Origin of the sequence: Auraticoccus monumenti (assembly GCF_900101785.1) — a bacterium.
In the GTDB taxonomy this organism is placed as follows: domain Bacteria; phylum Actinomycetota; class Actinomycetes; order Propionibacteriales; family Propionibacteriaceae; genus Auraticoccus; species Auraticoccus monumenti.
On the sequence record NZ_LT629688.1, the window covers coordinates 2,682,465 to 2,700,039 of the forward strand.

Here is a 17,575-nt window from a genome sequence, read left to right on the forward strand (position 1 = left end):
CCCGCACCGGGCGGGGCGGCGAGAGGAGACCCCCGTGCCCGACATGACCACCTGCCTCTGGTTCGACTCCGAGGCCGAGGAGGCCGCTCGGCTCTACACCTCGATCTTCCCGGGCTCGGAGATCGTCCGGGTGGACCGCTTCGTGGCCGGCCCGCGGGTGGGGGAGGTGCTGACGGTCTCCTTCACCCTGGACGGACGTCCCTTCCTCGCCCTCAACGGCGGACCGCAGCGGGGCTTCACCGAGGCGGTCTCGATCCAGGTCCACACCGAGGACCAGGCCGAGACCGACCGCTACTGGGACGCCCTGGTCGCCGACGGCGGGGAGGAGTCCATGTGCGGCTGGCTCAAGGACCGCTTCGGCTTCTCCTGGCAGGTGCTGCCCCGGCGGATGGAGGAGCTGCTGTCCTCCTCCGAGCCGGGCGTCGCCCAGCGGGCCACCGAGGCGATGATGCGCATGCGACGCATCGACGTCGCCGCCATGGAGCGCGCCGCCGTCGGGTGAGCACGCGCGGTGGCCGCGACGGCCACCGGCGCGGCGACGCGCGGATAAGGTCAGCCCATGAACGCCCAGCGCAAGGCCCAGCAGGCCCGAGACACCGCCGGAGACGTCCAGGACAAGGCCGAGGACGCGGGTCAGGCCATCCAGGACAACCCGGCCTACCGCTGGCTGGTGAGGCTGGGCCTGGGGGCCTACGGCGTCGTGCACCTGCTGGTGGCCTGGCTGGCCCTGCAGCTGGCCCTCGGTGGTGGTGGTTCGGAGGAGGCCTCGAACAGCGGGGCCCTGCGCCAGCTCGCCGAGCAGCCGCTGGGCGGCGTCCTGCTGGGCGCGGTGGCCCTCGGTCTGCTCACCCTCACCCTGTGGCAGGTCATCGAGGCGGCCTTCGGACACCTGCACCGCACCGGTGCCTCGCGCGTCCGCAAGCGGCTGTCCTCGCTGGGCCGCGCGGTGGTCTACGCCGTCCTCGGCGTCAGCGCGGTCCGGGTGGCCCTCGGCGGTGGTGGTGGCGGTGAGTCGGAGGAGACCCTGACCGGGCGGCTGCTCGGCCACCCGGCCGGCTTCCTGCTGGTCCTGCTGGTCGCCGCCGCGGTGGCCGCGGTGGGCGTGAGCCAGGCGGTGAAGGGGGTGCGTCGCAAGTTCCGCGAGGACCTCTCCGGGTCGACCGGTCGCGCCGGTGAGCTGCTGGGGGTCGTCGGCCACGTGGCCAAGGGCATCGCCTTCGTCGTGGTGGGCAGCCTCTTCGCCGCCGCCGCACTGACCCACGACGCCGAGCGCGCCGGCGGTCTCGACAGCGCCCTGCAGGCCGTCCGCGCCCAGCCCTTCGGTGTCGTGCTGCTCACCGTGATGGCGCTCGGACTGGCCGCCTACGGGCTCTACTGCTTCGTCTGGGCCCGTCGCCCCCGTCACACCTGAGGGCCGACGTCCATAACGATTATCTGAGTGCATGGGGGATGTGGTGGCTCTCCCCGCGCAGGGCAACTAGCCTCCGCAGCAGATCAACCTCGAAGGAGAGGTCATGGGCGACGAGAAGTCGTGGAATGCCGCGCGTCTGATTCCGACGTCGGGTATCAATGGGGCGGACGAGCAGGAGCGGGGGGCGACCTCGGCGCTCTTGGCTGTCATGGGAGCAGTCCGGGAGTACGCCAAGGCCCTGACGGGACCACTCGGGGCGCCAGCAAGCCAGCTGGAGACGTTCATCGAAGTGCCTTTCGACCTCGCCGGTAACCGGTAAAAGGTTGTACCCCGACGGCCTCATCCGTGCCAAGCGCGGTAACCGCGTCTGGGTGGCTCTGGTCGAGGTGAAGACGGGCTCCAACCAGCTGACTGCGGAACAGATCGAGAACTACCTCGACGTGGCGCGGGAGCAGGGATTCGATGCGGTCATCACCATCTCGAACGAGATTCCGCCGGCTCCGGGATTGCACCCGACCACCGTCGACCGCAGAAAGCTCCGCCGGGTGGAGCTGCACCACTGGTCGTGGACGGAGGTCCTCACCCAGGCCGTCATGCAGAAGGAGTTCCGCGGTGTCGCGGACCCCGAGCAGGCATGGATCCTCGGAGAGCTCATCAGGTACCTCGAGCACCCTAAATCGGGGGCGATGTCTTTCGACGACATGGGCGCGGACTGGGTTCGCGTGAGGGACGCCGTGGCGTCGGGCACCCTGCGGCCGACTGATCAGTCCGCAGGCGAACTGGCTTCTCGCTTCGAGGCCCTCATCCGTTTCGCGTGTCTGCGCCTCGGGCGCAACTTGGGCACCGAGGTCGTACCCGTGCTGACGCGTCAGCAGGTGGCGGAGCCACAGCTTCGACTCAACGTGGTCACAGCGGAGCTCGTCGAGCACGGGGTCTTGCGGTCGCAGATCCGCATTCCCAACGCCGTCTCTCCCATGACCGTCGAAGCAGACTTGAGGGCGAACAAGGTCACGTGCTCGTTCTCGTTCGAAGCGCCAGCGACAGGCCGCCCGACGACGCGGGTGAACTGGCTCGTGCGCCAGCTGAAGGACGCACCGGATGGGCTTCGGGTCGAGGCGTTCGTGCCACGAAGCCGAGTGGGCACCGCAGAGCTCCTCCGTGACGTCCGCGAAGATGCGACCAAGCTGGTGGCCGACCCTCAGAAGGAGATCAAGTCCTTCACCGTGGCGCAGATCCAGAAGCTGGGGACGAAGCGAGGTGTTGGTCGAGGGAGCTTCATCGACTCGCTGCTGGATTCCATCGACCTGACCTACGGGGATGTGGGTCAGCGACTCAAGGCATGGTCTGCGGCGCCTCCAAAGCTGCGTTCTCCCGAGCAGATCGAGACCGAGGCGGAGGTCAAGCCCGAGCTCGTCTCCGCCGCGCTGTCATCACAGGACGACGAAGGTCCCGGATCGACAGCCTGATTCTCACGACGGCTCCCCGCGATTCGGCCTGTCGCTGCGAGGCCCGGCCCTGGGACTGGGCCCGTCGCCCCGCGTCACACCTGGGGGCGCCGCTCACCGGGCCTGGTCGAAGAAGGCGAGCTCGAGCTCGACGGTGCGCACGCCGAGGGCCACCAGCTCCCCCCGCTCGGCGGGGTGGCAGGTGGCAGCCACCCGCTCGAGCTCGTCCACCAGCCACTGGCACCAGCGGGTGAAGTCCGGTCCCCGGTGCAGCTCCACCCAGCCCAGGTGCTCCGGACGGGTCGGCTCGCCGAGGTCGGTCCGGCTGCCCCAGTCGAGGTAGAGGACCTCCATCACGACCAGCAGCACCAGCAGCCGTGGGTAGCTGCGGGAGGCCACCACCTCGGCCATCAGCGTCTGGAACGCCGCGGTGGTGCCCAGCAGCGGAGGGTGGCGGCGGACGTCGGCGGGGACGCCCAGGGCGGCGAGCGAGTCCTCGAAGTAGCCCTGCTCGTCGTCGGCCAGCATCCCCAGCTGACGGGCGAGCACCAACCGGGACGCCGGCGCGTCCGCGGAGGCGAGGGCCTGGCCCAGCAGCCGGAGGAAGCCGTCGAGGAACTGCTGGTCCTGCAGCAGGTACCCGGCCAGCGCGTCGTCGGGGACGGTGCCGGCGAGGAGCTCACGCACGAACCGGTGGTCCACCGCCGCCTGCCAGGGGGTCGCCCCCTCGCCCCGGATGCGGGCGGTGATCCCGTCGGTGGGCAGGGTCAGGGGAGTGCTCGTCACGGTCACCATCCTGGCCCGACGGCCCCGGAGTCGCGTCCCCGCCCCTCAGCGGCACGGCGCGCCGCCTGCAGCAGCGGGGCGACGTAGGAGTCGCCGAAGAGCAGCACGTGCACCGCCAGCGGGTGGAGCTGGTGCAGGGCCACCCGCTCGCGCCAGCCGTCAGCCAGCGGGGAGGCCTCGTGGTAGCCGGCCAGCACGTGCTCCAGGTGCGGCAGGCCGAACAGGGCCAGCATGGCCAGGTCGGTCTCGGCGTGCCCGCCGTGCGCCGCAGGGTCGATCAGCACCGCCTCGACGGGGTCGCCGGTCCACACCACGTTCCCGCTCCACAGGTCACCGTGCAGCCGGGCGGCGACGTGGCCGGAGGAGCGCACCAGGGCCGGCTGGTCGTGGTCGTGGTGGCCGTCGGCGATCCGGGACAGCAGCCGGTCCAGCTCCTGGCTCGCGGCGGCGTCGAGGGTGCCGGCGTCGCGGGCGGCACGGAGGTAGGGCTGCAGCCGCCAGCCGGCGTAGAACGCACCCCAGCCCGCCGGTGGGGTCGACGGGGTGGGCAGCGCGGCGGCGCCCAGCTGCCCGTCGCCCTCGGTGCCCGGCGGGGGAGCTCCCCACCAGGGCGCCCCGGCGGCGTGGGTCCGGGCCAGCGCCACCCCGAGGGCCTCGGCGGCGGGGGCGTCGGCGCGTCGGGGCGACAGCCGCTCCAGCAGCAGGTCGTCCTCAGCACCCAGCACCCGCACGACGCGGCAACCGCCGGCCCCGGCGAGCCAGCGCAGCCCGGCGGCCTCGCGCGCGGCCTGCCCGGGCGGGCAGGGCTTGCGCCAGGGTGCGGTCACCGGCCGGCGGTGGGGCTCAGTCCCACTCGACCACGGGCTCCTCGGCGGCCAGGTCGAGGGAGGGGCGGCCGAAGGCAGGGGCTCCGAAGAGCGCCTCGCAGTCGTACTCCTTCTTCCCGTCCTTGCAGCGGGCCTGGAAGTTCACCGTGCCCAGGTAGCCGTCGTGGGTGACCAGGGTGGGGTCGTCGTAGCTCGGGGCGGGCTTGAGCTCCTTGAGGTTCTTGCGGGTCTCCGCCGGCGCCGAGCGCTTCACGGTCCCGTCCACGATGGGGGTGCCGTCGTCGAACTTCTCGGGCAGGTCGAGCCCGCAGCCGGCCTTCAGCTTGTTCGAGGACAGGCACGTGTCAGCCGCCTCGGTGACCATCGTGGTGAAGAGCTTGGTGCCCTCCTTGTCCAGCACCGGCTCGACGTCGAAGTAGCTCTCCGTGGACCGCGGGTCGGTGACCACCCGCTCACCGCCCTCGATGGTGAAGTACTCCTGGGTGGTGGTGACCTCGTAGCCGCCGGGGAACAGCGAGAAGGACGTGGGGTCGGCGGGCGCGACCCCGTTGACCAGCACGTCCAGGCCCTCCACCCGACTCATCGAGGCACGGACGACGCCGCTGATGATGGTGAAGCCACGGTCCTCGTCACCGACCACGGTGAAGTCGTACCTCGCCTGCTCCTCACCGACCTGGTAGGTGGCGGTGACCTCGCCCGCGTCCGGCGAGGCGGGCGGGGTGACGGTGATGGCGGTGATCGGGGCGATCTCGGCGGCCTCAGCCAGCACCTCGTCGGTCAGCAGGTCGTCGTCCTCGGGACGCTCGTACAGGTACCCGAGGGCCTCCTCGGCCCGACCGCCGGCGAGAGCGTCCAGGTACCCCTGGACCGCCTGCTCGGGCGTGGACGTGCTCGGCGCCTGGGGCTCGACGGGGGCGGCGGTCTCACGCCCCTCGCCGCGGCCGGTCAGCACGGCCACCGCCACACCGACCACGAGGAGCAGGGCCAGCACGCCGGCACCGATCAGCAGACCGGTCTTCCTCCCACCGGATCCGGAGCCACCGCCGGGGGCGGGGGAGAAGCCCTGGCCCGGCACGGGCTGGCCGGGCCGCGGCGGCTGGCCGTAGGGACCGGGCTGGCCGGGGAGCTGGCCCTGGTGGGGGTGGGGTCCGCCCGGGAAGGGGCCGCCCGGCTGGCCGGGGTAGCCGCCCGGCTGCTGGGGGGCGCCGTGGGGAGCCGGGCCGGGGCCCTGGCCGGGCTGGGCCCAGCTGGGACGCGGCAGCTCGCCGTGGGGTCCGCCCTGCGGGCCCCACTGCGGGCCCGGCTGCGGGCCCGGCTGGCCGGGTCGTCCCTCGGGCGGGTTCGTGCTCATCGGTCAGGGCTCCCCGTGGTCGGTCGACAGGTCGTGACGAGGTCGTCGTCGCGGGAGCACCGTAGTCCCTGCCGGTGTCAGCGGCGGCCCCTCGCGCTAGCGTGGGGAACCCGTCGCCCCTCGTGAGGTCCGCCCATGCCGTACACCCCCGCCCTCGCCCTCGTCACCGGCGCCAGCTCCGGGCTGGGGGCCCTGGTGGCGCGTCGGATGGCCGAGCGCGGCACCGACCTCGTCCTCGTCGCCCGGCGCCGGGACCGCCTGGACGAGCTGGCCGGGGAGCTGCGACGCCGCCACGGGGTGACCGTGCACCCGGTGGTGATGGACCTCGGACGCGCCGGGGCCGGTCCCGCCCTGCTCGAGGCCCTCGCCGCGGAGGCGCCCGGGCGCTCCCCGGACCTGGTGGTCAACAACGCCGGCTTCGGGATCTACGGACCCCTGGTCGAGAACGACCCCGAGAAGCTCGAGGCGATGCTGACCCTCAACGTCACCGCCCTCACCTCCATCACGCGCGCGGTGCTGGAGCCGATGGTGCGCCGGGGCAGCGGCACCCTGGTCAACGTGGCCTCCACCGGTGGGTTCCAGCCGGCCCCCGGGCTGGCCGCCTACGTGGCCACGAAGGCCTACGTGCTGCACCTGAGCGAGGCCCTCTGGCAGGAGGTCAAGGGCACCGGGGTCCGGGTCACCGCGCTCTGCCCCGGGCCCACGTCGACGGAGTTCTTCGACGTCGCCGGCAGCGAGCACGGCGTCCTCGGGGGGAACGTGACCACGCCGGAGCAGGTGGTGGACGCCCTGGTGGCCGCGCTCGACCGGCGTCGGCTCCCTCCCTACCTGGTGCCGGACGTCCCCAACCGGATCCAGTCGGTGGCCGCCCGCGTGCTGCCGCGACGACTGGCCCTGCCGGTGGCGGCCCGGGTGATGCGCCAGTCCTGAGCCGCGTCCCCCGGCGACCGGGGGCGCCGTGTCCCGCTGACCGGCCGCCGTGGTCGCCGCTCCGGCGACGGGGGACACGGAGGTAACCTCACCTCCCGGGGCGCCCCGCGCGTCCCGACCGTCCGACCTCGAGCCCGGGAGCCGTCGTGAGCAGCCACGCCACCCAGCAGCGGCTGAGCCGCTCCGAACGCCTCGACCGGCTGCCCTTCACCCGGCGCCACGCCCGGCTGCTGGGCGGCTCGGGGCTGGGCTGGGCGCTGGACGCCATGGACGTCGGGCTGATCTCGTTCGTGATGGCCGCCTTGGCCCAGCAGTGGTCGCTGAGCGCCGGTCAGGTGTCGCTGGTCGGCTCCATCGGCTTCGTCGGGATGGCCATCGGCGCCTCGGTCGGCGGACTGCTGGCCGACCGGCTCGGACGCCGCCAGGTCTTCGCGCTGACCCTGCTGGTCTACGGTCTCGCCACCGGCGCCGCCGCGCTCTCGGTCGGGCTGGCGATGCTGGTCGCGCTGCGGTTCGTGGTCGGGCTGGGGCTCGGTGCCGAGCTCCCGGTGGCCTCGACGCTGGTCAGCGAGTACGCGCCCAAGGCCATCCGCGGCCGGGTGGTGGTGGCGCTGGAGGCCTTCTGGGCGCTGGGCTGGATCCTGGCCGCGCTGATCGGCTACTTCGTGGTGCCCACCAGCGACGACGGCTGGCGGTGGGCGCTGGCGATCGGGGCCGTGCCGGCGGTCTACGCCGCCGTGGTCCGCTTCGGGCTGCCGGAGTCGGTGCGCTTCCTGGAGGGGAAGGGACGCCACGAGGAGGCCGAGGCGGCCGTGCGCGGCTACGAGGAGGCGGCCGGGGTGGCCGCACCCGAGCCCGCCACGGCGACCGGGCCCGTCCCGTCGACCGAGCCCGCCCCGGCGCGCGCCGAGGGCGAGGGGTCCGGCGCCGCGGCCACGGCGGGGGAGTCCATCTGGTCACCGGCGCTGCGGCGGCGGACGGGGGCGCTGTGGGTGGTCTGGTTCTGCATCAACCTGTCCTACTACGGCGCCTTCCTCTGGCTGCCCAGCCTGCTGGTGGCCGACGGGTTCTCGCTGGTGAAGTCCTTCCAGTACACCCTGATCATCACCCTGGCCCAGCTCCCCGGCTACGCGGTGTCGGCCTGGCTGATCGAGGTCTGGGGCCGGCGGGCCACGCTGGCGACGTTCCTGCTCGGCTCGGCCCTCAGCGCGCTGCTCTTCGGCACCGCGGACTCGGTGACCACCATCATCGGCTTCGGCATGATGCTGTCCTTCTTCAACCTGGGTGCCTGGGGTGCGCTGTACGCCGTCGGCCCGGAGCTGTACCCGACCCGGGTGCGGGGGACCGGTGCCGGGGCGGCGGCCGCCTTCGGGCGCCTCGCCTCGATCGCGGCCCCGTTCGTGGTGCCCCCGCTGGTGGGGCTGGGCGGCAGCTGGGCCGTCTTCGCCGTCTTCGGGGCCGCCTTCGCGGTGGCCGCCGGGGCGGCCCTGCTGCTGCCGGAGCTGAAGGGCCGCGCGCTGACGGAGTAGCGACGCGGCCCCGGGTGGTCAGCGCGGGCGGCGCAGGGCCGCCAGCGGCACCTGGTGCAGCGGGACGGTCGGCCACTCCGCGACGGCGCTGCCGTCGGCGGAGCAGGTGAGGCGCAGCCGGTGCGGGGTCTCCAGGAACAGCACCTCCAGGACGAGGGTGCCCGGGTCGCTCCAGCCGGCGGCGGCGGCCACCGGCACCGGGCCGTCGGTGCCGTCGGCCTCCTGCACCAGCCAGCCGTCCAGACCGGCCCGCGCCCGGAGCCCGTCGGCCCGGTCGGTCAGCTCCAGCGTGAGGGCGTCCTCGTCGGGGGTGATGGTGACCGCGCTGACCCTGGCGGGGTTGCGGTCGCTCTCGCTGGTGGCCTCGAACCGCCGGCTCCACGGACCCAGGTCGTCCGGGCGGTCGGTCGTCGACGGGTCCGCCAGGCGCAGGCCGGCCAGGCGGTCGAGCAGCTCCTGCTCCGCCGCTCGGTCCGACGGGCCGGCGCCGAGACCGGGGAGCAGGTGGGCCCAGACGGCCTCCAGCAGCACCTGCATCTGGTCGGTGGCCGCGGTGGTGACCACCACCGCGTCCTGCTCGGGCAGCACCAGGCAGAACTGGCCGTAGGCGCCGTCGCCGCGGAACCCGTGCTGGCTGACCCAGAACTGGAAGCCGTAGCCCTGCTGCCAGTCCGGACCGACCGTCGGGTCGTCGGTGCGGTTGTCGACGTGGCTGCGGGTGGCCTCCTCGACCCAGGCCTCGGGCAGCAGCTGCTGGCCCTCCCAGGCGCCGCGCTTCAGGTAGAGCTGGCCCAGCCGGGCGACGTCCTCGGTGCGGGCGTGCAGACCGCTGAACCCGAGCTCGTCCTCGCCGTGGCGCAGCCAGCCGACCTCGCCGATGCCCAGCGGCTCGAACAGCCGGGGCCGCAGGTACTCGGTCAGCCGCTGCCCGGAGTGGCGCTGGACCACCTTGCCCAGCGAGTAGGTGCAGGGCTGGTTGTAGGCGAAGACCGTGCCCGGCTCGGCGTCGGGCCGGATCCTCAGGAAGCCGCGGACGACGTCGACCGGGTCGATCGCCAGCGCCCGCTGCAGGGTCTCCTCGGCGTGCCCGCTGGCCATCGCGGCCACGTGCCGCAGCCGGATGGAGCGGCTGCGGGGGTCGGTGGCGTCGGCGTCGAGCTCGGGGAAGTGCGACAGCAGGGTGTCGTCGAGGTCGAGCAGCCCCTCGGCCGCGGCGAGCCCGGCGGCGGTGGAGGTGAAGCTCTTGCTCAGGGAGTAGAGCAGGTGGGGCCGGTCCGCGGTGTAGGGCGCCCACCAGCCCTCGGCGACGACGTGGCCGTGGCGCAGGACCATCAGGCTGTGCAGCTCGACGCCGGCGGCCTCGACGGCGTCCAGCAGGGCGAGCACGCTGCCCGGGTCGACGTCCTGCTCCGAGGGGGTGCTGCGGGGGAGTGGGGTCATGGCACCGACCCTAGGGCGGGCCCGGTCCGCCTCCGAGCCCGGGTGAGCGGACGGTCACCGTCGGGTCGGCTCGTCGACGACGCGCCGGCCGCCGACGGCACCGGGGAGAGCGCGACCGTCGGGGAAGACGAGCAGCAGCACCAGGGTCGTCACCAGCAGCAGCAGCGCCAGCGTGCTCCACGGGGTGGGCAGCGCGGCGAGCGCGGCGTACCCGCCGGCCCCGGCGGCGAAGCGGACGACGCGCGCCAGCCACTCGGGCAGCGCACCGCGCGTGAAGCGCACCTGCACGGCGTGGTCGCCGACCGAGCGACCGGTCGTGAGGACGACGGCCAACCACGCGCCGACGCCGACCGACGTGCCGATGAACGACGCCGACGTGCCCGCGGCGACCGCGGCGGGGTCCTTCGCCACGAGCTCCAGCCACAGCTGCACCAGGAGGCCCACGGAGAAGATCACGGAGTACACACCGAGGCCGTCGCACGCCATCCCCACCGCACGTCGGCGCCGCGTGACGGGCCGCGGCCGGTCGGCTGCCGGGTCCCCGCCCCCGCCACGCGGGCGTCGGGGCACGGCGAGCGCCAGGAGCGACCCGACGACCGCGCCGACGGTGTTGAGGAACAGGTCGTCGACGTCGAAGACGCGGTAGGCGCACCGGTACGCGCCCCACACCCCGGTGAGCTGGGTCAGCTCCACCAGCAGGCTGAGGGCGAGCCCGACCAGGCCCGCGGCGGGGACGCCGCGGCGGCCGAGCACGCGCAGGAGGAAGCCCAGCGGGACGAAGAGCGCCACGTTGAGCACGACCTGCAGCACCCCGGGGGCGGTGAGGGCGGTGCCGGGTCCGCTGATCGCCTCCCCGATGTCGTCGAGGAACGCGCCGAGCCGCACGTTGGTCCCCGCGCACCGGACGGCGTCGGGGCTGGGCAGCGGCAGCAGCGTGTAGGTCCAGATCGCCCAGAAGTACACCAGTGCGGCGAACCACAGCAGGAGCCGCCGGGTCGACAGGCCACCGCGCCAGCGGTAGCTGGCGGCGACGAAGGGCACGAACAGCGCCGCGCCCACGAAGGCACCGAGGAGGACGGCCGCCAGGGCGGAGGTGAGGATCCCGGACACGGTTCGCCCCGCTCAGTCGTTGCGGCGGGAGGTCTGCGCGAGGACGGCGCGCTGCAGCGGCCGGCAGGCCTCGGCCACCCCGAGCGTCAGCAGCAGGCCGACGACCACGGTGAGGAGGACGAGCAGGACCCCGGAGGCCTGGATGCCGAACATGCCGGTGAAGGGCGTCACCAGGAGGAACCCGACGCCGACGGAGACCGCGAGCGTGAACACCAGCGGCGCGAGGACGTGGTAGCGGCGGACGGCGTCGAGCACCGGTCGCGGCACTCCTGCGCGGTCCATCGCCACGCTCTCCTCGGCCCGGTCCACCACCGTGGCGGCCTGGTTGACCAGGGTCGAGACGGCCGCGACCACGAGCCCGACGGCCAGGGCGATCAGCACCCCGGTGCGCAGGTCGGTGACGGCGGTGAGGTCCCGGGGGTCGTCGCCCAGGGCTGCCGGGTCGGTGGGGACGATGGCGGCGTAGGCGGAGACCGTCCCGAGCAGCGCGACGGCGGAGACGTTGCGCCACGCGCCCCGGGGGTCGTCGACGATCCGTCGCATCGCGATCAGTCGCGGCACCGAGGCGGTGCGGGCGAAGGGTCGCGCCAGGAGCTGGAGGATCCAGGGGCCGACGAGGTTCACGGCGCCGACGACGAGGAGGACCATGGCGGCGAAGAAGACGTAGATCCCGAGCTCGAGCGTCCCCACCCTGAAGAACCGGCTGAAGACCGCGAAGGCCGTCAGCGCCAGGGCGAACGCGCCGAGCCGCCAGAGCCGCAGCGACCGGGGCGTCTGCTGCAGCGCGACCCCCAGCGGCGAGATGTGCACCCGCCGCAGGCCGACGGCGGCCGACAGCGCACCCAGGGAGAGCAGCGCCGCCACGAGGGCGAGCACCACCCACCACGGGAGCAGCAGCTCCCCGGCGGCGACGGGCTGCTCCTGGAAGGTCACCACCTGCCAGGCGGGCAGGCTGATCGTCCACAGCACGCTGCCCAGGGCGGTGCCGGCCGCTGCCTGGACCAGGGTCTCGATCACCGACATCGTGACGACCTCGGGGCCGGTCATCCCGATCAGACGCAGCGAGGCCAGGCGACGGGCGCGGCCCCGGGCACCGAGACGGGCGGCCGCCGCGCCGAGGTTGAGCACCGGCACGACCAGGAGCGCGCAGGCGACGGCGGCCAGGATGACGTAGCCCTCGAGGACCCTCGCGGCCGCCGGGGCGTCCAGGTCGAAGGCGGCGAGCGTCGCCGCGGTGGGGTGCTGCCAGCGCTGGACGAACATCCAGGTGCCACCGGCGACGGTCAGGGCGAGGAACGCCGAGACGGTGAAGGCGGCGACGGCGAGGACGTCGAGGACGGCCCCGCCCCGGGCTCCGCGCAGCCGCGCGATCGCCAGGCGTGGCGCGAGGGTGACGGCGATGCTCATCGCGGCTCTCCCGTCAGCGGGCGGTCCGCGTGCACCATGGCGTCACGCAGCTCGACGAGCCGGGAGCACCAGCCGGCCACCTGCAGGTCGTGGGTCACCACCACCAGCGTGGTGCCCGCCATGGCCGCGGTGGTGGTCAGGATCTGCATCACCTCGTGGCCGGTGGCCTGGTCGAGCGCGCCGGTGGGCTCGTCGGCGAAGACGACGGCCGGCGAGTGGACCATGGCCCGGGCGATCGCCACGCGCTGGGCCTGACCGCCCGACATCTCCCCCGGGCGACGGTCCCCGGCCCCGGACAGGCCCAGCCGCTCCAGCCACTCCCCGGCCGTCCGGAGCGCAGCTCCGCGGGAGGAGCCGTTGAGCAACAGCGCCAGGGCGACGTTCTCCCGGGCGGACAGCTCGGGCAGCAGCTGGCCGTCCTGGAACACGAAACCGAGCTGCTCCCGGCGCAGCCGCGACCGCCGGGCATCGGGCAGCCCGGAGACGGCGACGTCCCCGAGGTGGACCTCGCCGGAGTCGGGCACCAGGATGCCGGCCAGGCAGTGCAGCAGGGTGGACTTGCCCGAGCCCGACGGGCCCATGATCGCCACGGACTGCCCGGCCGGGATGTCGATGTCGACGCCGGCGAGGGCCCTGACGCGGCCGAAGGACTTCGAGACGCCCCGTGCTGCGAGTGCGGGGGTGGTGGTACGTGTTCGCATGACCTCATCCCACCCTGTCGTGGCCGGCCCGACCATGGCGCCAGGACCCGACCAGGGGTGGACCCAGGTCCACCCGGTTCCCCGCTGGTCGCTCGTAGTCTGGGCGCATGGTCCCCAGGGTCTCGCGCGAGCCGCTCGCCCCTCGAGGCCTCTTCCTGCTCCAGCTGTGCCTCGGGGCGGTCGCGGGTCTCGGCGCCGTCGCCTGCTGGTGGGCGGCCGACGGGCCCGGGGGTGGCGCGCCGGTGGCGGTGGTCGCCCTGGTGACGTGGCTGGGGCTGTGCACCGCGGCGGTGGTGGCGTTGGAGCGACGCAAGCCGCTCGCCGTACCGCCGCGGGACCCGGCGGAGTGGGCACGCCACGTCGGCGACCTGCGCTCCTCGCGGTTGGAGATCGTCAACGCCTTCGAGATCGAGCGACGTCGCATCGAGCGGGACCTGCACGACGGCTCCCAGCAGCACATCGTCGCGTCCTCGCTGAAGATCGGGGAGGCGGCGCTGCTCCTCAGCACGGTGGTCGCCCCGCCCCGGGAGGTCCGCCAGGTCACCGAGCTGCTGGCGGAGGCCCAGGACGCGACCGACGCCGCGCTGGCCGCGCTGCGCGCGACCGTCGCCGGCATCCACCCCAAGGTCCTGTCCGACGTCGGCCTCGACGCGGCGGTCCGCGACCTGGCCCGCCGCTCGGGGCTGCCCGCGGTGGTCCGTGTCCCGCACCCCCTTCCGCCCGTTCCCCAGGGGGTTGCCGCGGCGGCGTACTTCTTCGTCTCCGAGGCGCTGACCAACGTCGCCAAGCACGCGCCGGGCGCCCGGGTCACCGTCCTGCTCAGCGCCGACGACACGCTGCACGTCTCCGTCGTCGACGACGGTCCCGGCGGGGCCCGGGTCCGTCCCGGTCACGGCCTCGCCGGCATGTCCGAACGGCTCGCCGCCTTCGGTGGGGGCCTACAGGTGGCCAGCCCAGCCGGCGGCCCCACGTCACTGGTCGCCCGGGTGCCCCTCCTGCTCCCCGAGGGCGAGCCCGGCGTCACCGGTGCCGGCTCGCCGACCTGGCAGCAGGTCGGGCGGTGAGACTCGTGGTCGCCGACGACGCGGCCCTGCTCCGGGAGGGTCTGGTCGGGCTGCTCGAGCGGCAGGGCCACCAGGTGCTCGCCCAGGCGGCGAGCGCCCCCGAGCTCGAGGCCGTCGTCGACCACGCCGTCACCAGCGGGCAGCCGCCCGACGTCGTCCTCACCGACGTGCGGATGCCACCCACCATGACGGTCGACGGGCTCGACGCCGCGGTGCGGATCCGCGCCCGGCACCCGGGGATCGGCATCATGGTGCTGTCCCAGTACGTGGCCTCGGCGTACGCGACGGAGCTGTTCGACGGTGGAGCGGGTCCGGCGGCGCCGGGGGACCCCGGCACCGGCGGTCTGGGCTACCTCCTCAAGGAACGGGTGTCCCGGGTCGCGGACTTCCTGCACTCGCTGCAGATCGTCGCCGCAGGTGGCGTCGTGATCGACCCCGAGGTGGCCTCGCTGCTCGTGCTGGACCGTCGCACCGCCCTGGACGCCCTCTCGCCCCGGGAACGCGAGGTCCTGGAGCTGATGGCCCGCGGGCTCAGCAACGCCCAGATCGCCCAGCAGCTGGTGCTCTCCGCAGGCGCGGTCTCCAAGCACGTCGCCAACCTCTTCACCAAGCTGGACCTCCCACCCGGGGAGGAGAACCGCCGCGTGCGGGCCGTCCTGGCCTACCTCACCGCCCGGGGCTGACGCCCGCACGACGAGAGGCGGATGAGGTCACCGCGAAGACCCTGGACGCCCCGGGTGCGCCGCCGCGGGTGGTCTCGCCGCTCACCCGGCCCGGCGTCCCTCCTGGGTGACGGCCTCGGCCAGCTGGTCGCGGGTCATCGAGGAGCGGCCGTCGACGTCCAGCTCCTGGGCCAGCGCGTACAGCTCGGACTTCGACATCGACGCCACGTCCTCGTCCCGGCGGCGCTCGCCCTTGCCCTCGCCCTTGCCCTCGCCCTTCCCGGGACTCCTGCCGCCCTTCCCGGACCCCGTGCTGCCCTCCGCCGAGCCCTGACCGGAGCCCGCAGCGCGGGTGGTCAGCGTGCCGCCGCGGTGCTCGTTGCCCGCCTTGTGCCCGCGCGCCCTCTCCAGCGAGGCCCGCAGCGCGGCGACGAGGTCGACCACCTGGCCGGTGTCCTCCTCGGGCGCCTCGGTGACCACCTCGCGGTCCTGCTGCTTGGCCTCCACCAGCTGCTGGACCCGTTCGGTGTAGTGGTCGCGGTAGCTGGCCGGGTCCCAGGGGCTGGTCATCGCCTCGATCAGGTCGATGGCCATCTGCACGTCCTTGCTCCGCGAGGACGGCGCGGAGGGCAGGGTGTCCAGCTCCTCGGCGGGGTCGCGCACCTCGTCGGCGAAGTACATCGTCTCCAGCACCAGCACGTCGCCGGAGGGCCGGATGGCGGCCAGGTACTCCTTGTTCCGCATCACGAAGGAGGCGATGGCGATCTTCCCGGCCTTCTCCAGGGCCGCCACCAGCAGCCCGTACGGCTTCTGGGCGGTCTCGTCGGTGGGGGCCAGGTAGTAGCTCTTCTGGTAGTAGATCGGGTCGATCTCGGCGGCGTCGACGAAGTCGCTGATGTCGATGGTGCGGCTCCGCCCGGGCTCGACGGACGCCAGCTCCTCCTCGGTCAGCACCACCGAGCGGCCGTCGCCCAGGTCGGCACCCTTCACGATGTCGGCGTGGGCCACCTCCTCACCGGTGTCCTCGTTGACCCGCTTGTAGCGGATCCGGGAGGTGGTGCCGCGCTCGAACTGGTGGAAGCGCACCTCGTGCTCGGAGGTGGCCGAGTGCAGCCCGACCGGGACGCTCACCAGCCCGAACGACAGGGCCCCTGACCAGATCGACCGTGCCACCGGCTGCTCCTTCCTGCTCGACGTCGCCCCAGTCCTACCCCACCAGCAGAACCGGACGCTCACCCGACACCTCTCGCGCATGGTCCGGAGACGTCAGGTCAGCGACCGGTTCTGCTCAGGTGACCGTCGGCAGGTCCTGGTCGTGGTCCAGCACGTCGGCGAAGAGGTCACCGCGCTCGAGCAGCCGGGGGACCACGTCGCGGAGCAGGAACCCGTCGGGGCGCAGCGCGGGGTCGTCGAGCTCGTCCCACTCGATCGGCACCGAGACCGGCGCTCCGGCCGACGGCCGTGGGCTGTACGGCGCGACCAGCGTCTTGTTGACCGCGTTCTGGGTGTAGTCCAGCCGGGCCAGCCCGCCGCGGTCGCGGACGGTCCACTTCCAGCTGACCAGCTCCGGCACCACCGCGCCGACGCTGCGGGAGACGGTCTCGGCCCAGGCCCGGGTCTGGTCGAAGGTGGGTCCGGGCCGGATCGGCACCCAGATCTGGACGCCCCGCCGACCGGTCACCTTGGGGCGTCCGCGCACGCCGAGGTGCTCCAGCGCGGTCCGGTGCAGCCGCGCCATCACCAGCACCTCCTCCCAGGTCGTCTGCTCCCCGGGGTCGATGTCGAACAGCACGTAGGAGGGACGGTCAGGGGCGGCGGTCGGGCTGGTCCAGGGGTGCCACTCCAGGGCCCCGAAGTTGGCCGCCCAGACCAGCGCGGCCGCCTCGTCCACCACCAGGTAGGTGCGGGTCTCGCCCGGGTCGGCGGCCGGGTTCTCCCAGCGGGGCACCCACTCCGGGGCGTGGGTGGGCAGCTCCTTGTGCCAGAATCCCTTGGTCTGCGCGCCGCCGGGGAAGCGGTTCATGTTCAGCGCCCGCCCGGCGAGGTAGGGCAGCAGCGTGGGCGCGACCTGGGCGGCGTAGCGGACGAGGTCGCGCTTGGTCACGGGCGGCTGCCCGTCGCGACCGGGGAACAGCTCCTTGTCCAGGTTGGTCACCTTGAGCGTGCGCCCCAGCACCTCCCAGCGGCCCTGCTTCTCCAGCGCGTCGAGCGCTGCCAGCTCCTCCTCGCCGGGAGGGTCGGGCACGGGCACCTTGAGCTCCACCGAGGCCTCGTCGGCCGGCAGGTCCGAGCGCCACAGCCGGTCCGGGTCGGCCTGGACCTCCTCGTTGGTCCGCCCGCTCAGAACCGAGAGGGGGTGGTCGGCGGCGTCCCAGCCGGTGACGGCGTCCTCGTCGTGCTTGTGCAGCATCATCCACTGCTCCTTGCCGCCGCTGGACGACCCCTGGCGGCGGGTGCGGACCAGCACGAACTGCCCGCGCAGCTTCTCCCCGTGCATGCGGGCGTGCAGGGTGCCGGTGGCCAGCTCCTCGACCGGGTCGACGCCCTCGGCGGGTTCCCAGGTGCCGGCGTCCCAGACGATGACGTCCCCGCCGCCGTACTCACCGGAGGGGATCACCCCCTCGAAGTCGATGTACTCCAGCGGGTGGTCCTCGACGTGGACGGCGAGCCGGCGGACGTCGGGGTCCAGCGTCGGGCCCTTGGGCACCGCCCAGCTGACCAGGACGCCGCCGATCTCGAACCGGACGTCGTAGTGCAGCGCCCGCGCCCGGTGCCGCTGCACCACGAACCGCGGCGTCCCCTCCGGTGCCGTGCCGGGGCGACCGGCCGGTTCCGGCGTCCGGTCGAAGTGGCGCATCGACTGGTACCGCTGCAGCGGACGCTCATCCTCACCACGGCCGGCCATGGGCCAA

Annotated in this window: 17 protein-coding genes; 8 read left to right on the forward strand and 9 right to left on the reverse strand. The window is 73.7% G+C overall.

Going from position 1 to position 17,575, the window contains the following annotated elements:
- Positions 1 to 43 precede the first annotated feature (43 nt).
- The 4 genes from BLT52_RS12470 (at position 44) to BLT52_RS12480 (ending at position 2,877) form a co-directional block, all read left to right on the forward strand.
- The gene (locus BLT52_RS12470) at positions 44 to 502 is read left to right on the forward strand and encodes a VOC family protein (RefSeq protein ID WP_197679377.1); all 459 of its coding nucleotides are present in this window, start codon (positions 44 to 46) and stop codon (positions 500 to 502) included.
- A 57-nt stretch (positions 503 to 559) separates the two neighbouring features.
- Complete coding sequence (locus BLT52_RS12475; protein WP_090594037.1) at positions 560 to 1,411, forward strand: DUF1206 domain-containing protein; 852 nt, start codon at positions 560 to 562, stop codon at positions 1,409 to 1,411.
- A 103-nt stretch (positions 1,412 to 1,514) separates the two neighbouring features.
- Complete coding sequence (locus BLT52_RS21260; RefSeq protein WP_197679026.1) at positions 1,515 to 1,730, forward strand: hypothetical protein; 216 nt, start codon at positions 1,515 to 1,517, stop codon at positions 1,728 to 1,730.
- 52 nt (positions 1,731 to 1,782) lie between these two features.
- Positions 1,783 to 2,877, forward strand: a complete 1,095-nt coding sequence (locus tag BLT52_RS12480) for a hypothetical protein (RefSeq protein ID WP_197679027.1) — start codon at positions 1,783 to 1,785, stop codon at positions 2,875 to 2,877.
- Between the two features lie 93 nt (positions 2,878 to 2,970).
- Here BLT52_RS12480 and BLT52_RS12485 read toward each other — a convergent pair whose 3' ends face one another.
- From BLT52_RS12485 to BLT52_RS12495, 3 genes are read right to left on the reverse strand one after another with little or no spacing between them, the layout of a single operon-like run.
- Complete coding sequence (locus BLT52_RS12485; RefSeq protein WP_090594039.1) at positions 2,971 to 3,651, reverse strand: TenA family protein; 681 nt, start codon at positions 3,649 to 3,651, stop codon at positions 2,971 to 2,973.
- Positions 3,645 to 4,469, reverse strand: a complete 825-nt coding sequence (locus BLT52_RS12490; protein WP_090594041.1) for a fructosamine kinase family protein — start codon at positions 4,467 to 4,469, stop codon at positions 3,645 to 3,647. Before BLT52_RS12490 ends, BLT52_RS12485 begins: the two co-directional genes overlap by 7 nt.
- 16 nt (positions 4,470 to 4,485) lie before the next feature.
- Positions 4,486 to 5,820 carry a hypothetical protein gene (locus tag BLT52_RS12495; protein WP_090594042.1) on the reverse strand — a complete coding sequence of 445 codons (1,335 nt, stop codon included), beginning with the start codon at positions 5,818 to 5,820 and terminating at the stop codon, positions 4,486 to 4,488.
- Positions 5,821 to 5,955: 135 nt separating this feature from the next.
- On the opposite strand from BLT52_RS12495, the gene BLT52_RS12500 reads away from it, so the two are divergent.
- On the forward strand, positions 5,956 to 6,750 hold the full coding sequence (locus tag BLT52_RS12500) for an SDR family NAD(P)-dependent oxidoreductase (RefSeq protein WP_090594043.1): 795 nt from the start codon (positions 5,956 to 5,958) through the stop codon (positions 6,748 to 6,750).
- Positions 6,751 to 6,896: 146 nt separating this feature from the next.
- Positions 6,897 to 8,279, forward strand: coding sequence for an MFS transporter (locus BLT52_RS12505; protein WP_172804036.1), 1,383 nt, complete (start codon positions 6,897 to 6,899; stop codon positions 8,277 to 8,279).
- Between the two features lie 18 nt (positions 8,280 to 8,297).
- Here the strand turns inward: BLT52_RS12505 and BLT52_RS12510 are convergent, their stop codons facing one another.
- The 4 genes from BLT52_RS12510 to BLT52_RS12525 are packed head-to-tail and all read right to left on the reverse strand — an operon-like array spanning position 8,298 to position 12,937.
- A complete protein-coding gene (locus BLT52_RS12510) occupies positions 8,298 to 9,719 on the reverse strand; it encodes a serine hydrolase domain-containing protein (RefSeq protein ID WP_090594045.1) in 1,422 nt (473 codons plus the stop codon).
- Positions 9,720 to 9,773: 54 nt separating this feature from the next.
- Positions 9,774 to 10,829, reverse strand: a complete 1,056-nt coding sequence (locus tag BLT52_RS12515; RefSeq protein ID WP_197679029.1) for a VanZ family protein — start codon at positions 10,827 to 10,829, stop codon at positions 9,774 to 9,776.
- A 12-nt stretch (positions 10,830 to 10,841) separates the two neighbouring features.
- Positions 10,842 to 12,236, reverse strand: a complete 1,395-nt coding sequence (locus tag BLT52_RS12520) for an FtsX-like permease family protein (RefSeq protein WP_090594046.1) — start codon at positions 12,234 to 12,236, stop codon at positions 10,842 to 10,844.
- Positions 12,233 to 12,937, reverse strand: coding sequence for an ABC transporter ATP-binding protein (locus BLT52_RS12525; protein ID WP_090594048.1), 705 nt, complete (start codon positions 12,935 to 12,937; stop codon positions 12,233 to 12,235). The genes BLT52_RS12520 and BLT52_RS12525 overlap by 4 nt, the downstream gene beginning before the upstream one ends.
- A gap of 107 nt (positions 12,938 to 13,044) precedes the next feature.
- Here BLT52_RS12525 and BLT52_RS12530 point away from each other — a divergent pair, with 107 nt between their 5' ends.
- Both BLT52_RS12530 and BLT52_RS12535 read left to right on the forward strand, forming a co-directional pair.
- Positions 13,045 to 14,001 (forward strand): sensor histidine kinase, encoded by a 957-nt coding sequence (locus BLT52_RS12530; RefSeq protein WP_090594050.1) that lies wholly within the window; start codon positions 13,045 to 13,047, stop codon positions 13,999 to 14,001.
- The gene (locus BLT52_RS12535) at positions 13,998 to 14,684 is read left to right on the forward strand and encodes a LuxR C-terminal-related transcriptional regulator (RefSeq protein WP_090594052.1); all 687 of its coding nucleotides are present in this window, start codon (positions 13,998 to 14,000) and stop codon (positions 14,682 to 14,684) included. The genes BLT52_RS12530 and BLT52_RS12535 overlap by 4 nt, the downstream gene beginning before the upstream one ends.
- 81 nt (positions 14,685 to 14,765) lie before the next feature.
- On the opposite strand, the gene ku is transcribed toward BLT52_RS12535, so the two are convergent.
- On the reverse strand, positions 14,766 to 15,836 hold the full coding sequence (ku, locus tag BLT52_RS12540) for a non-homologous end joining protein Ku (RefSeq protein WP_090594053.1): 1,071 nt from the start codon (positions 15,834 to 15,836) through the stop codon (positions 14,766 to 14,768).
- 115 nt (positions 15,837 to 15,951) lie between these two features.
- Entirely contained in the window at positions 15,952 to 17,568 is a 1,617-nt protein-coding gene (ligD, locus tag BLT52_RS12545) for a non-homologous end-joining DNA ligase LigD (protein ID WP_090594055.1), read from the reverse strand.
- Positions 17,569 to 17,575: the final 7 nt, after the last annotated feature.

Excerpts from the sequence above, each read along its gene's own strand:
- BLT52_RS21260 (WP_197679026.1), top strand. The coding sequence starts at position 1,515 with ATGGGCGACGAGAAGTCGTGGAATGCCGCGCGTCTGATTCCGACGTCG.
- BLT52_RS12510 (WP_090594045.1), bottom strand. The coding sequence starts at position 9,719 with ATGACCCCACTCCCCCGCAGCACCCCCTCGGAGCAGGACGTCGACCCG.
- BLT52_RS12520 (WP_090594046.1), bottom strand. The coding sequence starts at position 12,236 with ATGAGCATCGCCGTCACCCTCGCGCCACGCCTGGCGATCGCGCGGCTG.
- BLT52_RS12530 (WP_090594050.1), top strand. The coding sequence starts at position 13,045 with ATGGTCCCCAGGGTCTCGCGCGAGCCGCTCGCCCCTCGAGGCCTCTTC.
- ligD (WP_090594055.1), bottom strand. The coding sequence starts at position 17,568 with ATGGCCGGCCGTGGTGAGGATGAGCGTCCGCTGCAGCGGTACCAGTCG.
- BLT52_RS12475 (WP_090594037.1), top strand. The coding sequence starts at position 560 with ATGAACGCCCAGCGCAAGGCCCAGCAGGCCCGAGACACCGCCGGAGAC.
- BLT52_RS12485 (WP_090594039.1), bottom strand. The coding sequence starts at position 3,651 with ATGGTGACCGTGACGAGCACTCCCCTGACCCTGCCCACCGACGGGATC.
- BLT52_RS12525 (WP_090594048.1), bottom strand. The coding sequence starts at position 12,937 with ATGCGAACACGTACCACCACCCCCGCACTCGCAGCACGGGGCGTCTCG.
- BLT52_RS12495 (WP_090594042.1), bottom strand. The coding sequence starts at position 5,820 with ATGAGCACGAACCCGCCCGAGGGACGACCCGGCCAGCCGGGCCCGCAG.
- BLT52_RS12500 (WP_090594043.1), top strand. The coding sequence starts at position 5,956 with ATGCCGTACACCCCCGCCCTCGCCCTCGTCACCGGCGCCAGCTCCGGG.
- BLT52_RS12470 (WP_197679377.1), top strand. The coding sequence starts at position 44 with ATGACCACCTGCCTCTGGTTCGACTCCGAGGCCGAGGAGGCCGCTCGG.